Source organism: Tenacibaculum sp. 190130A14a, assembly GCF_964048965.1.
Taxonomy (GTDB): domain Bacteria; phylum Bacteroidota; class Bacteroidia; order Flavobacteriales; family Flavobacteriaceae; genus Polaribacter; species Polaribacter polynesiense.
This window is the reverse complement of sequence record NZ_OZ040189.1, coordinates 675,761-690,312: the sequence shown is the minus strand read 5'-3', so window position 1 is coordinate 690,312 and position 14,552 is coordinate 675,761. Positions and strand designations below refer to the sequence as shown.

Below are 14,552 nucleotides of genomic sequence, written 5' to 3'. Positions count from 1 at the left end.
AATGAAAACATATTTTAAAGATCAAAAATTAAATCAAGAATTTCTAGAAAATGGATTTATAAAGATTAAACTTTTTAACAACGAAGAGGTACGAAGAATTGAAAAGTTTGGAAAAAAAATAAAAAATCAAAAGAAACCTCATCATGATAATGTAATGAGCTTTAACACCAATGGAGCTGATGATTTAGATTACAATTCTTTTTTTGAGTCGTTAATCAATCAGAAGATCAAAGATATGTTATATGGTTATGAATTCCTTAATGCTACAATTGCAAATAAACCTAAAAGATCTCAAAGCTTGCCTTGGCATTATGATTTAAGTATTTATGATGAAGAAAAGTTTGGAAGACCTATTTCCATTTGGGCTGGATTCAAATCTACAAACTCTAAAAACGGGAACCTCATATTAATTCCTAAGTCAAATAAATTAGCTCTCCCTCTTTACCCATACGCTCCAAACCGAAACATTCTTATTAGTCATTTATATGATTACAAAAAACTAATCCAAGAACGTGCATTAGCAATACCATTAAAAAAAGGAGAAGTAATTATTCATGATCAAGGAATCTTTCATTCATCTTCTCCAAATCGCTCTTTTTTTAGAGATAGGCTAGCATATAAACTATTATTAATACCTTCAAACGTTGATAAGTTCTCTTTTAGTTATTTTTATGAAGATGAACAAACAATAAACGTACATGAAATTCCAAAAGAAAAAATGAGAAACGAAGTGATAAAAACTTTAAGAGAATTTTATTCGGATCAAACAAAATTCCCAATATTCTCTAAGTTTAAGGTTTCATTCTCACCAGAAGCAAAGATTTCAAATGAAAAAATTAATGAAATATTAGAAACTCCTATCAATGATATAAAGCCTACAAAAATTATTTCTCATTATTTTTCTAAAATTCTAACCTCATAAAACCTCTTTTTATAATGAATTCAATAAAAGTATTTAAAGATGAGCTTCTTAACCAAAAAATAAAAGAAGAAGGGTATGTGAAAATTAAATTATTCTCAAATGATGATTGCAATACCATTAAAAAAATGGCTAAAAATTTAGTTACGGATAGGTTACACAACAAAGCCAATTTCTCTACTGTACCAAATCCTCAAACCCCTGATGAAAAATGTTTGAAAGTTCATAGTTTCTTTAGAAAAATCTATACTCAGAAAATATCTGAATTCATTTCCGAAGACTATCAATTTTTTTATTCCACTTTTCTAATAAAAAAAAATAGAGCCGACAAACTTCATTGGCATATTGACCCTTCTTTCTACAATCAAAAAGAACTAGAAGCTCCCATTAATATTTGGGGAGGAGTCAATAATTTAACACAAAAGAACGGTTGCTTAAAAATTATCCCCAAGTCCCACAAACTATGTTTTGATTATGAACCTATGCCCTTGAAAGAAATTGGTTCAACAGCAAGATGTACAAGTATAAAAGACACATACAATCAACTCATTGAAAAACACTCTGTTGATATACCTTTGGAAAAAGGAGAAGTTATCATACACAATCAATCTCTTTTACACGCTTCCCATCCTAATAACTCGTATCTAAAGAAAAGAATTGCTTTTAAAATTATTCTTATACCCAAAAAGGTAGATAAACTTGAATTGTCATACTTCAATAGAACAAACAATCATCTTGATATTTATCAAATAAACAAATCAGAAGTATCTCCAAATCTCTGTCGTTACTACAATCCTGAAACTAACTCATCAGTCGTCAATGAAAATGATTTTGTGAAAAACTCCGTTTTAAATTCAGATACTCTTCCCTATAAAACACTTGCTGAAATGGAGCGTATAATGGAGTTACCTCATGATTCTCTTAAAGCAAAATTTGAATTAAAATAAACTTAAAACCAAACCTAAATGACTAAAATGAAAATTTTTAAAGACGAAAAACTAAATAATGATTATTTAGAAAATGGTTATGTAATTCTTAAAATTTTTAATCGTAAACAACTCCGAGAAATTAAAAAGTATACAAAAAACATGCTTAAAGACAAAATGTTTAACTCTTTTGATTTCTCTACTTTACCTAACATACATACTCCTGACGAACAATGTGTTGATGTATATAATTTCTTTGATAAAAAAATGAAGGAAGGTTTAGACAAATACTTAACACAAGACTATGAATTTTTCAATTCAGTTTTATTAGTCAAAAAAACCAAATCAACTAATTTTCATTGGCATATTGATCCTTCCTTTTATGATCAAAAAAAATATGAAAAACCATTCGCTATTTGGGCTGGTATAGATAAAACAACTCCCTCTAACGGTTGCTTACAAGTAGTGCCAAAATCACATAAATTAGCTTTTAACCACGAACCTTTCTCCTTTTTAACTCTTGGTAACGGTAAAAAAGAAAATTTATCGAGTGTATATGATGAACTTATAAGAAAATACGCAATAGACGTTGTTTTAGAAAAAGGAGAAGTTATTATTCATGATCAAGCTTTAATACATGCATCAAGACCAAACAACTCTTGGCTTAAAAAAAGAATTGCTTTTAAACTTACTTATGCTCCAAAACATGTTAATGAGTTTGAAATGGCTTTATTTGACAACACAAATAATGAACTAAACAAATACAGGTTTAAAAGAGAAGATTTGTCTTATTATGGTGCAAGAACTTTTGGTAACTACATCAATAATTTCCAACAAATGAAAGACCAATTAATTTCTCAGAAACCTCAAAAGGAAATAAAACAACCTTTTCAATCTTTACCTGAAATGGAGGCTATCATGAATACCCCTTTACACACATTAAAAGCCAATTTTGAACTATAATGGAAGATGTAATCAATAATCTATATGATGCATATTATGCAGATAACTATGATGATAAGTTCATTCACAATGAAGCATACAAAACTTCTCCTGAATTCGAAATCAAAGTTTTAGACAAGTTACTATCAAAAAATTCCAAATGGCTAGATGTGGCTTGTGGTACAGGATACTTTTTAAGTAAATTTCCAAATCATCATCGAGCAGGGTTAGATTTATCTAATAGCATGCTTGCTAAAACAAAACATAACAACCCAAACATTAATGAGCTTCGCCTTGGTAATTTTAAGGATATATATCCTCAATGGAATAACTGTTGGGACATAACATCAAGTATGTGGGGCGCCTATTGTTATGTAGAAAACATGAATGAATTTAATCAGTTTGTTCAGAATATTTCATCCTGGACAAAACCAGGAGGATTATGCTTTTTACCTTTAATAGATTTTAATCTTTTACTTTACAGAAGTGGTAAAGTAGAACACTACGACTCTAATGTAGGTATTTTTGGTGGTCCTTTTTATATTGATGGTGTAACCTGGTCATATCTAGATAGTGAACATAATAAAATGCATAAACATTTACTATCCCCTCATGAAGATTATATAAAAAAGGAGTTTCAAAAATATTTCGAAGAGGTAATCACTATATACTATCCGCCTTTTGCCTATCCCAATCCAGGTCAAAGAACAGCTTTTTTAGCAATCAATAAAAAAGGAGAAAATTCTTCAATACCTTCTTTTACTAGAGCAAAAATTGATGAAATTATATCTTGGAGCAACACTAACAAAGAAAACGTAATTACCCGCGAGCAGTATATGAAAATCATGGGAGAAGATACACCAACCATAAAAACAGAAAAACTAAGAGGTCTTAAGCTCTTGTGGCATAAAACTCCAGAACCAATTCGAAAAATAGGCAGAAGAATACTGGGTATATAATTATATACCTATATTTTTTTTGCAACTTAACTAAAAACAAGAAACCTTATGCCCACATATATAAATCGTCTTTAGTATTAGACTTATTTCCAAAACCTAAAAAACCTCCAAAGGTAATTCTCTTCCTATTACCTCTTACTTCTTCAACACGATGCCAAATTTCACCTCCTGCGAAAATCAATAAATCACCCGCCTTTAAGTCTAATTTAACATTACCTCTTTTTGAATTCTTCTTATCTAAATCAAATTTTTCTCCTGTTAAAGTTATGATCGTACTTGTTCTAAAAACAGATTCTTCTGCTTCATTCCAACCAATATCATAAAGTGTAATACGTCCCCCTTCCTCAGGCTCTTGAATGACCATAAAATAACTCAGGTGATTATGTACCTCTACTTGAGTAGATAAAAAATTATAGTTTCTTGGAAACACATAATTAAATTGATTACCACAATGTAAAAACAAACTTGGCATCATTCTAAAATTTGCTGGAGAAATCAAATCCGTATTATCCTTAATAAGTTGCTTTGCATCCTTCCCTTCATTTAACCTTTTCAACAAATCACGGATTTTACCAATTAGATCTACTTCATATACTTTTTCAAACTTTGGAACAAAAGATTTGTAGGATTCTGTTATCAAATGATCTAATTCTGCAGATACAATAGATTTAGGTTCATTTATTATATCCCCTTTATTTCCTTTTTTGAACTTTTCTTTTTCCAATAAGATTTTCGCTATTTTTTCACACTCTTCTTTGTTTATTAACTCTCTACAAATTATAGCATCCACCTTTCTGTTTTGCACATCTTTTACTGTATAATCAAAGGATGCTTCAGAAAAAGAAGTATCATATATATTAAATTTTGCACTCTCTTTTTTTTTCTTTAAAAAACTGAATATCATAAGGTTTATTTTATAATTTAAGGATGACACTAAAATATCATTTTAAACCTTTAGAAAAAACTTATTGACATAAAAAAAAGTCTTATAAATCATTTTAAGAATGAAATATAAGACTTTCTTTATAATTTAAAATCAATTTATTGCTTGTTACATGTATTGATCAACATTTTGCCAAGGACCTCCATTGATAATATCTACTCCATGCTGTGCTAAAAAATCCGCAGCCTGACCACTTCTTCCTCCACTTTTACAAACAGCAATAACTGGCTTATCCCATGATTTTATTTCTTCAATATTCTCAGGAATTGTATTTAACACAATGTGTTTTGCTCCTTCTGTATGTCCGTCATTCCATTCAGGTAAAGTACGTACATCTAATATTATTGCTCCTTTTTCTAAATACGTTTGTATTTCGTTACTCATATCTTTTCTTCTAAATAAATTAAATAATCCCATTTTACATTGAATGTTGAGGCAACAAATGTAAACCGTTTTCTATTAAGTTCGTGTAACTTGAGTTACCTTTCAAGTTTTCTAAATACGTTTTTATCTTTTCTTTAATTGAAAAATCCTTTTCTATGGCTATTTCCAACAACTCTAATGGCAATAACCAATCTTTTGAAAACTCTTGGCTTACGCGTATAAATGTTGCTACAACCTTCTCTTCAGAAATATTCCCTTGTTCCCTCATCGTTCTCACCTCCAAATATAAATTGTACAATTCTTTCTCCTTAGCAGAATACACAATTTTATGTGTTTTTGTTTCTGATACTTTCCCAATATCTTCAAAAGAATTTATATCTGCTGGTCCAGAAAAGGCTGCTTTTATCTCTTTTCCAACCGCCATATCATAAATTCCCCAATCTGGGTGAAATAACACTTTATCTCCATGTGTTACCGTACAATTTTTAAAAGAAACCAATTGAATTCTTCCTCTTAAATCTCTTGTACCAGTAATCACTTCTCCTTCTACCTTAACGCCTCCTTCAAACTCTAATGTTACTTCATGCCCTTCATAAATTCCGTAAGCTTCCAAATCTCTCGGACTCATATTTTCGATTGGAATATTAATTCCTTTTAACTTTCCTATTGGACTTCCAAAACCTTCTGCATGATAATTGATTCCATGTCCTATTAGTTCCTTATCTCTATTTGCTAATGCAGTGGGCCCTGTTGTTTGAACATAAATTGGTCGATTTCTTTCATCGGCAATCACATTGGTAAATATTCCAGACACTTGTATTCCTGTGCTCAGTTCAATAGTTCCTAAATTTTTAGAATCGATCAATTTTTCAACTCCTTTTAAACCTCCTGTTCTTATACCCATAGTATTTGCATACTGCTCTAACACCAAACTCAAATGAGCAAAATTTGGAGTCACAAATAACTGTGGCTGTGGTTTCGTAATATCAAAACTTACATTTGCTGCATCCAGTGTGTATGGGATTTTTTTCACCTCATCTTTCATACACCATTTACTCTCTCCAATAGAAGATAGTAACCCTGCCCCATAAATTTTTGGATCATTAACACTTCCTATCAACCCATATTCAACGGTCCACCAATGCAGATTACGAATTTGAGCCATTTCTGAAAGCTCTCCCATATTGTTCTGCAACCACTCAACTTTCTCTTGAGCTTCATTAATTTCCTTTTTTGTTGAATTTGGATTCTCTTTTAAAATAGACAATAAACGAATGGCTTCATACATTTCATAGTCTTTAGCCGAAGAAATAGCTTTGCTTCCAATTTCTCCAAATCTGCGCAGATACTCAGCATATTCTGGATTTGCTATAATTGGAGCATGTCCGGCAGCCTCATGAATAATATCAGGAGCTGGTGTGTATTCTATATGATCAATGGTTCGCATATCAGAAGCGATCACCAAAACATTGTATGCCTGAAATTCCATAAATGCATTTGGTGGTATAAATCCATCAACTGACACTGCAGCCCAACCGATTTCTTTTAAAATTCGATTCATCCCTTCCATATGAGGAATGCTCTCTACTGAAATTCCTGTTTTCTCCAATCCATCTACATAAGACTCATGTGCCACTTTACTTAAATAGTCTACATTCATTCGCATCACATAACGCCATACTGCTTGATTTTGAGCAGTATATTCATCATAAGGCTGTTTTACAATAAACTTATGTAGGTGCTTTGGTAACTTTTTGGTTACTTCATTCAATTCAAAATGAGTCTTCATATAGTGTTGTTGTTTGCTCGGTAAATTTACATCTTTTAAAGAACACAAAAAACAGCTTGTTGTTAAATCTCTTTATTTTGTAACTTTACAGTAACAACAAAAAATCAAAAAATTTTAAAATAATGAGAAGAGGTAGTTTTAGAATCAGATTACTAATTGGTATCGCGATTGTTGCTTTTGCATATCTAAGAAAATGTAGCCAACAAGAAATCAATCCTTATACCGGAAAAAAGCAAGCCATTAGTTTATCTCCTCAGCAAGAAATAGCAATTGGCCTTCAGCAAGCCCCAAGGATGGCACAACAACATGGAGGTTTATTCCCGAATGATAATGCTCAAGCACTAGTAGATAAGGTAGGAGCAAAATTGGTCAATAACACTGTTGCAAAACAATCAGGATATCAATATGAATTTCATTTATTAAGAGATGATAGAGCAATCAATGCATTTGCATTACCTGGGGGACAAATTTTTATCACCTATGCACTATTTTCTAAGTTAAAAAATGAAGATCAGCTTGCGGGCGTATTAGGACATGAAATTGGACATGTATTAGGGAAACACTCAAATGAACGTATTACCGACGCAAACTTCTGGAAACTTTTAACTATGGGTGCTTCTGTAGGTGCAGATTTAGGTCAACTTGCCAATAGTATTGGACAGCAAACCTTATTAAAAAACGGTAGAGGTGACGAACTAGAAAGTGATGAACTAGGGGTTAAATTAATGATTGATGCTGGTTATAACCCTGAAAGTTTAATTGGCGTTATGGAAATATTAAAAGCTGCTGCAGGTCCGAACAGAGTTCCAGAATTTCAAAGCACACATCCGGACCCTGAAAATAGAATCGAAAAAATCAAAGAAGCAATTCGAAAACACAGAAAATAAAAGCTATGTTAGGAGGTTTTGGACCAGCATCTGAAATGCATAAAACGGTTAAAAACTTAAGAAGAAAACCTATAAGTTCTTTTGACAAAATAGGGAATTTAAAAGGTTCTTCTGGTAAAATCGAAAAGAAGCAGATTACACAAAAAGAATTAGCAATCATTAGAGAAAAAGTACTAAAAGAGAATAGAAAAAGATTTACAAGATTCGTTCTATTCTTCATAATTGCCCTAGCAATCATTACCTATTTTATAGGTTTTTACAAGTATTAAATACACTAGAAGTTGTATATCTAAATCGTCATTCCAATCTGTTTAATGACGATTTCCATTATACATTTGTAACATTTTCAAATATTTAGCTACTTATAGGTGTAACTTTAAATTATTTGCTATGGGATTTGGAGGTGCATCCGCTATGATTGCGAGTTTAAAACACAATAAAAGAACTCGAAAAACATCTTTTGAAAAATTAGAACGATTTCAAAAAGAAGACAACAGTAAACTCTATTTTGATAAAAAATCGAGTAAACTAGATTTAGAAAGAATTCGCAAACAAACTCGAAAAGAACAGCAAATTTCTTTCCTTAAAAATGCATTGTCATTTGTTTTGGTCGCTATTATTTTAATCTACGTAATCGGTTTCGTTATTTTTTAAGTACTCACTAAAAATCTTTCTTACTTTTGTGCTTCAAAACACGACAAATGAACAAGAAAGTTATTTTAATGATACTAGATGGTTGGGGAATTACTCAAGACCCAAAAGTATCTGCTATATACAATGCTAAAACACCTTTTATTAATTCTCTTTATGACAAGTTTCCTCATGCTGAATTGCGTACTGATGGTGAACATGTAGGCTTACCAGAAGGTCAAATGGGAAACTCAGAAGTAGGACATATGAACCTGGGTGCGGGTAGAATTGTATATCAAAATTTAGCAAAAATCAACAATGCTGTTAAAGACGGAGCTTTAGCTCAAGAACAAGAATTGTTGAATGCCTTTGAGTATGCTAAAGCAAATAATAAAAATGTTCATTTTTTAGGACTAGTTTCCAATGGTGGAATTCATTCTCACATTAATCATTTGAAAGGCCTTTTAGGAGCGGCAGATGATTATGGATTAAAAAATGTGTTTTTACACGCCTTTACTGATGGTCGTGATTGTGACCCTAAATCAGGAAAATACTTTATCAACGACATTCAAGAACACATGCAAGAAACTACCGGTGAATTAGCGTCAATCACGGGTCGTTATTATGCAATGGATAGAGACAAACGTTGGGAACGTGTTCAATTAGCTTACGACGCTTTAGTTCATGGAAAAGGATCCTACAGTACAAATGCAGATAAAAGTATTGAACAAAGTTACCATAATGGAGTAACAGACGAGTTTATCAAGCCAATAGTTATGGTTAATGAAAACAATCAACCAAAAGCAACTATTAAAAATGATGACGTTGTCATTTTCTTCAATTTTAGAACTGATAGAGGACGCCAATTAACAGAAGTTTTAAGTCAAAAGGACTTTGGTGATTTCAACATGAAAAAACTACCATTGTACTTTGTAACGTTAACGAACTACGATGATACATTTAACAATATCAATGTTGTTTATGACAATAAGAATATAGAAAACACTTTAGGAGAAGTATTAGAATCAGCTGGAAAAACTCAAATAAGAATTGCTGAAACTGAAAAGTACCCACATGTTACTTTCTTCTTTTCTGGCGGTAGAGAAAAAGAGTTTAATGGAGAAAAACGTTTGTTATGCCCTTCTCCAAAAGTAGCTACCTACGATTTAAAACCAGAAATGAGTGCTTTTGAAATTAGAGATGCGATTGTTCCTGAATTAAAAGCTGGAGACGTTAATTTTGTTTGTTTAAACTTTGCTAACGGAGATATGGTAGGACATACAGGTGTTTTTGAAGCCGCTGTAAAAGCATGTGAAGCTGTAGATAATTGTGTAAATGATGTGGTTACAACCGCATTAGAAAATGACTACACTACCATTCTAATTGCAGATCATGGAAATTGTGAAACAATGATTAACCCTGATGGGTCACCTCATACGGCACATACGACAAATCCTGTTCCTATGATTTTAATTGATAAAGATTTAAAATCAATTAAAAATGGTATCTTGGGTGACATCGCTCCAACAATTTTAAATTTAATGGGTGTGGAGCAACCAAAAGAAATGACAAGACATTCACTTGTTTAAAAAATTTTCAATGAAAAAAAACATATTATTATTTGCCGTTACCTTAATAGTTGCTTGTGCTGCACCTAAAAAAACAATGGCTGTAAAAGACACCGACGGAAACCTAGTTGGCTTTGTTAATAAAACCAGCTTTCAACAAGAACCTTATGGTAGCGAATGGTTCAACGATTTTTACAACTATTATGAAACAGATAAAGATGTTGTTGAAAAACTCAAACCTCTTCTAAAAGATGTAAAGATCAAAGGCTTTATGGGAACTTGGTGTGGAGATAGCCAAAGAGAGATTCCTAATCTTTATAAAATCTTAGATGAAGCAGAATTTAACTACAAAAACATGGAGTTAGTTGGAGTTAATCGTCAAAAAAAAGCCAATGGTTTAGAGGAAAACTTAAACATTATTCGTGTACCTACTTTTATCTTTTACAAAGATGGAAAAGAAATAGGTCGCTTTGTTGAACATGCTGTTGACGACAGTACTGTGGAAAAAGATTTTTTAAAAATCGTATCTGGTCAAGAATACAAACATCCATATCAAAAATAAACGTAAATTTGCGCTTCAAAATTTTCACCATGATAATACAAAAATCCAGAGAAGAAATCGAACTAATGCGCGAAAGTGCCTTGGTAGTATCTAAAACTTTAGGAATGCTTGCTAAAGAAGTAAAACCTGGAGTTTCTACTTTATATCTCGACAAGCTTGCTGAAGAGTTTATTAGAGAACAAGGAGCTATCCCTGGTTTTTTAGGTTTATATGATTTTCCGAATACACTTTGCATGAGTCCAAACACTCAAGTTGTACATGGTATTCCAAACAAGGCTCCATTACAAGAAGGAGATATTATCTCTATTGACTGCGGAGCTATTAAAAATGGGTTTTACGGTGATCATGCATATACTTTTGCTGTTGGTGAAATTGCTCCTGAAACACAAAAACTTTTACAAGTAACTAAAGAAAGTTTATACGAAGGTATTCGTCAATTAAAAGTTGGGAATCGTGTAGGAGATGTTGGATTTGCTATTCAAAATTATTGTGAAAAACATGGTTATGGAGTAGTACGTGAATTGGTAGGTCATGGATTAGGAAGAACGATGCACGAAGATCCAGAAATGCCTAATTATGGTAAAAGAGGTCGTGGTAAGAAATTTGTTGAAGGAATGGTTGTAGCAATCGAACCTATGATTAACATGGGAACCCATAAAATCCGTCAACATAGTGATGGGTGGACGATTACTACTTTAGATAATAAACCTTCTGCTCATTTCGAACATGATGTAGCTATTGTAGATGGCAAACCAGAACTATTATCTACTTTCCAGTACATCTATGAAGCTTTAGGCATTGAGAGCGATGAGGAAAACGAGTTTAGACAGCAACCTTTAGTCTTATAAGATGTCTTTATTTAAGGCAGTATTAAATACTATTCCAAGACCCATTTTAATCAAAGCGAGTTATTGGGTGCGCCCTTTGGTAGCTTGGTGGTTAAAAGGTGATAAATTTACGGATCCTATTGATGAAAAATCGTTCCGTAAATTTTTACCCTATGGATATGGTGCACAACGAGAAAATGCATTATCTCCGTCTACTTTATCTTTAGAAAGACACCGTTTACTTTGGTTGTTTTTAAAGGATGAAACTGATTTCTTTACTTCCAATGCGCAGCGAAAAGTATTACATATTGCTCCAGAACAATGTTTTTTAGATCGTTTTAAAAAACTAAAAAACATTTATTACACTACTTCAGATTTAGAATCACCTATTGCCGATGTTAAAGCAGACATATGCGATTTACCGTTTGAAGACAATTCTTATGATATCATTTTTTGCAATCATGTTTTAGAACATATTCCAGATGACACAAAAGCCATGCAAGAATTGTATCGCGTGTTAAAAAAAGGAGGCATGGGAATATTTCAAATCCCACAAGATTTATCTAGAGAAACCACTTTTGAAGACGATTCTATTACCGACCCAAAAGAACGTGCCGAGATATTCGGACAATATGATCATGTGCGTGTATATGGCCGTGATTATTTTGACAAATTACGCTCTATTGGATTTCAAGTTGATGAAATAGATTACACAAAAAAAATCGCTCCAGAACTACTAGAACGATATGCCTTAATGAAAGGTGAAATTTTACCCGTTTGTTATAAATAGTTCTCTAAAAAACTGCTTTCGAATTCGCATAGGCCTCTTTATAAAGATAATACAACATCCTATTCAAATCATTCTCAAGCAAAGAATTAAACAACTCTACATCTTCTGAATTCGCATCATGATAAAGAAGTTTCAAATCTCGATCTTCAATTAAATCATTCATCTCTTTTCTCAGCCCTTCCATATGTTCTCTTTTATCTTCAACACTTTTAAGATTCGCAACCTCTCCAATTACCTTCTCAATTACCACCATTCTTTGATAAAACTCCCCATACATTTTTGGCTGCTCCAAAGACTTATTCTTAAAATACTCTCGTAAACCATCAACCTCTTCTAGATAAATTGTATTAGACAATTTATTCAACTTAAAAACAATTTCTCTTTCGGTACATTCCTCTTTACAAGAGAAAAATGAAAGCAATATCATAAATAAAAAAACTTTTTTCATAACAACAATTTAAAGTTACTTTCTAATTTTTAAACTCTATAATCTCACCTTTCTCATTCGCATATAAAAGCACTGCTTTAATCTCAGGGTGCTTTTCTAAAAAGACTTTTGATTTTTCTAGTCCCATTGCCATAAAAGAGGTCGCATAAGCATCTACATCTGCACAATCAACCTTTCCATATACAGTAGCACTTAACAAATTACTTTCTGTAGCAAAACCTGTTTTAGGATTAATGGTATGCACCACTTTTCTTCCATCTTTCGTCATTCGATATTTTCTATAATTTCCCGAACCCGCCATAGACGCATTATCTAACTTCACAAGTCTAGAAACACTTCGAGTTCCATCAGTATTGGGATCATCAATAGCAACTGTCCATAATTTACCTCGCTTGTTTTTCCCTCTTGCTCTTATCTCCCCTCCTATTTCTACTAAATAATTCGCAACATTTTTACTTTCTAAAAAACGTCCAATCACATCAATTCCATATCCTTTTGCTATAGAATTAAAATCCAAACACATTTTAGAAGATTGTTTTACCACCTTTCTATTTTTTAGTTCAACTTTGTCAAACCCAACCAGCTTCATTAATTCTTTCACTTGCAACGAATCTAAATCTTTCTTCTCTTTTTTATATCCAAAACCCCAAGCATTTACTAATTCGCATACGGTAGGATCAAAATAACCATTGGTTTCTTTAAAAATTCGTTTCGATTTTTGAAAAACTTCTTCAAACATATCATCAACCACTACAAAAGCATACCCTTCATTAATCATAGAAATATCTGAAGTTGGAATATAAGTAGATAACGATTGATTCACAGCCTGAAACAAACTGTCTATTGAATTTTGATAATTATCACCACCTAGATATGTAATGTGATATACCGTTCCAAAAACACCTCCCTGCAATTTTACTTCTTTAATTGTCGTTTCTTTTTTACAAGAAAATATTACTAGCAATGCTAGTACATATACTATGTTTTTCATTTAAAATTAATTTTATCACAAAAATAACTTTATTGAATATATCATAAAAGATTGTTAACAGTCTTTTTTATGTCTTCATTTTTATAAATTTGTTTCTTATTAGATTTAATAACGCATCTAAAATTTTAGATTTAAAATGAGAAAAATATTTTTATTATTATCAGCAGTTGCTTTAATGGCTTCTTGTGCTTCTACGAAAGAACTTGATGCTTTAAAAGCAAAACACGATCAAACGAAAGAAGAATTATTAGCTGTAAAAGCAAATCTTACAAAGTGTTTAGTTGAAAAGGAAAAGTATCAAGATCAAGCTGTTTCTTTAGAATCAAGAGTACAAGAATTAAAGAAAGACAAGGAAAACACCTTACAGCAAGTTGAAAACTTAACTGTATTGACTAAAGGTGCTAACGATAACATTAAAGAAACTCTTACGCAGTTAAGCAAAAAAGACAAGTATATCAATAAGATTAGAGCAGCAGCTTCTAAAAAAGATTCATTAAACTTAGTAGTTGCTTTCCATTTAAAGAAAGAATTACAAGCAGGTATTGATGATGAAGACATCGAAGTAAATGTTGAAAAAACGGTTGTTTTCATTTCTATTTCTGACAAATTATTATTTAAGAGCGGTAGCTATACAATAACGGACAAAGCTTCTAAAGTATTAGAAAAAGTTGCTACTGTTGTAAATGGTCAACCAGAAATGGACGTTATGATTGAAGGACACACTGATGATACTCCAATAGCTGGAAATTCTAGTTTGAAAGATAACTGGGATTTAAGTGTAAAGCGTTCAACTGCAATTGTACGTGAATTACAAAACAAATACAACGTTGCTCCACAAAGATTAATCGCAGCTGGTAGAAGTAGCTTTATGCCTTTAGTAGCTAATGATTCTCCTGCAAACAAATCTAAAAACAGAAGAACCAAGATTATTATTTTACCTCGTTTAAATCAATTCTTTGATTTATTAGATCAAAAAGTAGAGTAATC

At 31.9% G+C, this 14,552-nt stretch carries 17 protein-coding genes; 12 read left to right on the top strand and 5 right to left on the bottom strand.

Features of this window, described 5'->3' with window-relative positions; genetic code table 11:
- Position 1 precedes the first annotated feature (1 nt).
- Genes ABNT22_RS03375 through ABNT22_RS03360 form a run of 4 tightly spaced genes read left to right on the top strand, consistent with a single transcriptional unit; the run spans position 2 to position 3,746 of the window.
- Positions 2–922: a phytanoyl-CoA dioxygenase family protein gene (locus ABNT22_RS03375; protein WP_348716553.1), complete on the top strand. Its 921-nt coding sequence runs from the start codon at positions 2–4 to the stop codon at positions 920–922.
- 14 nt (positions 923–936) lie between these two features.
- Positions 937–1,866 carry a phytanoyl-CoA dioxygenase family protein gene (locus tag ABNT22_RS03370; RefSeq protein WP_348716551.1) on the top strand — a complete coding sequence of 310 codons (930 nt, stop codon included), beginning with the start codon at positions 937–939 and terminating at the stop codon, positions 1,864–1,866.
- 18 nt (positions 1,867–1,884) lie between these two features.
- Positions 1,885–2,808, top strand: a complete 924-nt coding sequence (locus tag ABNT22_RS03365; protein ID WP_348716549.1) for a phytanoyl-CoA dioxygenase family protein — start codon at positions 1,885–1,887, stop codon at positions 2,806–2,808.
- On the top strand, positions 2,808–3,746 hold the full coding sequence (locus ABNT22_RS03360) for a class I SAM-dependent methyltransferase (protein WP_348716547.1): 939 nt from the start codon (positions 2,808–2,810) through the stop codon (positions 3,744–3,746). Before ABNT22_RS03365 ends, ABNT22_RS03360 begins: the two co-directional genes overlap by 1 nt.
- 46 nt (positions 3,747–3,792) lie before the next feature.
- Here the strand turns inward: ABNT22_RS03360 and ABNT22_RS03355 are convergent, their stop codons facing one another.
- From ABNT22_RS03355 to ABNT22_RS03345, 3 genes are all read right to left on the bottom strand, one after another.
- Positions 3,793–4,650, bottom strand: a complete 858-nt coding sequence (locus ABNT22_RS03355) for a hypothetical protein (RefSeq protein WP_348716545.1) — start codon at positions 4,648–4,650, stop codon at positions 3,793–3,795.
- A gap of 147 nt (positions 4,651–4,797) precedes the next feature.
- Positions 4,798–5,106 (bottom strand): rhodanese-like domain-containing protein, encoded by a 309-nt coding sequence (locus tag ABNT22_RS03350; protein ID WP_348716544.1) that lies wholly within the window; start codon positions 5,104–5,106, stop codon positions 4,798–4,800.
- A gap of 1 nt (position 5,107) precedes the next feature.
- Positions 5,108–6,862, bottom strand: a complete 1,755-nt coding sequence (locus tag ABNT22_RS03345; protein ID WP_348716542.1) for an aromatic amino acid hydroxylase — start codon at positions 6,860–6,862, stop codon at positions 5,108–5,110.
- A gap of 122 nt (positions 6,863–6,984) precedes the next feature.
- Between ABNT22_RS03345 and ABNT22_RS03340 the strand changes: the two genes are divergently transcribed.
- The 7 genes from ABNT22_RS03340 to ABNT22_RS03310 all read left to right on the top strand — a co-directional run bounded on the left by ABNT22_RS03340 (position 6,985) and on the right by ABNT22_RS03310 (position 12,126).
- Positions 6,985–7,749 (top strand): M48 family metalloprotease, encoded by a 765-nt coding sequence (locus ABNT22_RS03340; RefSeq protein ID WP_348716540.1) that lies wholly within the window; start codon positions 6,985–6,987, stop codon positions 7,747–7,749.
- A 5-nt stretch (positions 7,750–7,754) separates the two neighbouring features.
- Positions 7,755–8,018, top strand: coding sequence for a hypothetical protein (locus ABNT22_RS03335; RefSeq protein WP_348716538.1), 264 nt, complete (start codon positions 7,755–7,757; stop codon positions 8,016–8,018).
- Between the two features lie 121 nt (positions 8,019–8,139).
- On the top strand, positions 8,140–8,403 hold the full coding sequence (locus ABNT22_RS03330; RefSeq protein WP_348716536.1) for a hypothetical protein: 264 nt from the start codon (positions 8,140–8,142) through the stop codon (positions 8,401–8,403).
- A gap of 47 nt (positions 8,404–8,450) precedes the next feature.
- Positions 8,451–9,968: a 2,3-bisphosphoglycerate-independent phosphoglycerate mutase gene (gene gpmI / locus ABNT22_RS03325; RefSeq protein WP_348716534.1), complete on the top strand. Its 1,518-nt coding sequence runs from the start codon at positions 8,451–8,453 to the stop codon at positions 9,966–9,968.
- Between the two features lie 10 nt (positions 9,969–9,978).
- Positions 9,979–10,509, top strand: coding sequence for a thioredoxin family protein (locus ABNT22_RS03320; RefSeq protein WP_348716532.1), 531 nt, complete (start codon positions 9,979–9,981; stop codon positions 10,507–10,509).
- Positions 10,510–10,538: 29 nt separating this feature from the next.
- Positions 10,539–11,357, top strand: coding sequence for a type I methionyl aminopeptidase (gene map, locus ABNT22_RS03315; RefSeq protein WP_348716531.1), 819 nt, complete (start codon positions 10,539–10,541; stop codon positions 11,355–11,357).
- Position 11,358: 1 nt separating this feature from the next.
- Positions 11,359–12,126 carry a class I SAM-dependent methyltransferase gene (locus ABNT22_RS03310; protein ID WP_348716529.1) on the top strand — a complete coding sequence of 256 codons (768 nt, stop codon included), beginning with the start codon at positions 11,359–11,361 and terminating at the stop codon, positions 12,124–12,126.
- A 4-nt stretch (positions 12,127–12,130) separates the two neighbouring features.
- Here ABNT22_RS03310 and ABNT22_RS03305 read toward each other — a convergent pair whose 3' ends face one another.
- Positions 12,131–12,574 carry a hypothetical protein gene (locus ABNT22_RS03305; RefSeq protein WP_348716527.1) on the bottom strand — a complete coding sequence of 148 codons (444 nt, stop codon included), beginning with the start codon at positions 12,572–12,574 and terminating at the stop codon, positions 12,131–12,133.
- A 22-nt stretch (positions 12,575–12,596) separates the two neighbouring features.
- Positions 12,597–13,565, bottom strand: coding sequence for an FAD:protein FMN transferase (locus tag ABNT22_RS03300; protein ID WP_348716526.1), 969 nt, complete (start codon positions 13,563–13,565; stop codon positions 12,597–12,599).
- 136 nt (positions 13,566–13,701) lie between these two features.
- Between ABNT22_RS03300 and ABNT22_RS03295 the strand changes: the two genes are divergently transcribed.
- Complete coding sequence (locus ABNT22_RS03295) at positions 13,702–14,550, top strand: flagellar motor protein MotB (RefSeq protein ID WP_348716525.1); 849 nt, start codon at positions 13,702–13,704, stop codon at positions 14,548–14,550.
- The last annotated feature ends 2 nt before the right edge of the window (positions 14,551–14,552 follow it).

Coding starts and splice junctions, on each gene's coding strand:
- ABNT22_RS03375 (WP_348716553.1), top strand. CDS start 2: ATGAAAACATATTTTAAAGATCAAAAATTAAATCAAGAATTTCTAGAA.
- ABNT22_RS03370 (WP_348716551.1), top strand. CDS start 937: ATGAATTCAATAAAAGTATTTAAAGATGAGCTTCTTAACCAAAAAATA.
- ABNT22_RS03365 (WP_348716549.1), top strand. CDS start 1,885: ATGACTAAAATGAAAATTTTTAAAGACGAAAAACTAAATAATGATTAT.
- ABNT22_RS03360 (WP_348716547.1), top strand. CDS start 2,808: ATGGAAGATGTAATCAATAATCTATATGATGCATATTATGCAGATAAC.
- ABNT22_RS03355 (WP_348716545.1), bottom strand. CDS start 4,650: ATGATATTCAGTTTTTTAAAGAAAAAAAAAGAGAGTGCAAAATTTAAT.
- ABNT22_RS03350 (WP_348716544.1), bottom strand. CDS start 5,106: ATGGGATTATTTAATTTATTTAGAAGAAAAGATATGAGTAACGAAATA.
- ABNT22_RS03345 (WP_348716542.1), bottom strand. CDS start 6,862: ATGAAGACTCATTTTGAATTGAATGAAGTAACCAAAAAGTTACCAAAG.
- ABNT22_RS03340 (WP_348716540.1), top strand. CDS start 6,985: ATGAGAAGAGGTAGTTTTAGAATCAGATTACTAATTGGTATCGCGATT.
- ABNT22_RS03335 (WP_348716538.1), top strand. CDS start 7,755: ATGTTAGGAGGTTTTGGACCAGCATCTGAAATGCATAAAACGGTTAAA.
- ABNT22_RS03330 (WP_348716536.1), top strand. CDS start 8,140: ATGGGATTTGGAGGTGCATCCGCTATGATTGCGAGTTTAAAACACAAT.
- gpmI (WP_348716534.1), top strand. CDS start 8,451: ATGAACAAGAAAGTTATTTTAATGATACTAGATGGTTGGGGAATTACT.
- ABNT22_RS03320 (WP_348716532.1), top strand. CDS start 9,979: ATGAAAAAAAACATATTATTATTTGCCGTTACCTTAATAGTTGCTTGT.
- map (WP_348716531.1), top strand. CDS start 10,539: ATGATAATACAAAAATCCAGAGAAGAAATCGAACTAATGCGCGAAAGT.
- ABNT22_RS03310 (WP_348716529.1), top strand. CDS start 11,359: ATGTCTTTATTTAAGGCAGTATTAAATACTATTCCAAGACCCATTTTA.
- ABNT22_RS03305 (WP_348716527.1), bottom strand. CDS start 12,574: ATGAAAAAAGTTTTTTTATTTATGATATTGCTTTCATTTTTCTCTTGT.
- ABNT22_RS03300 (WP_348716526.1), bottom strand. CDS start 13,565: ATGAAAAACATAGTATATGTACTAGCATTGCTAGTAATATTTTCTTGT.
- ABNT22_RS03295 (WP_348716525.1), top strand. CDS start 13,702: ATGAGAAAAATATTTTTATTATTATCAGCAGTTGCTTTAATGGCTTCT.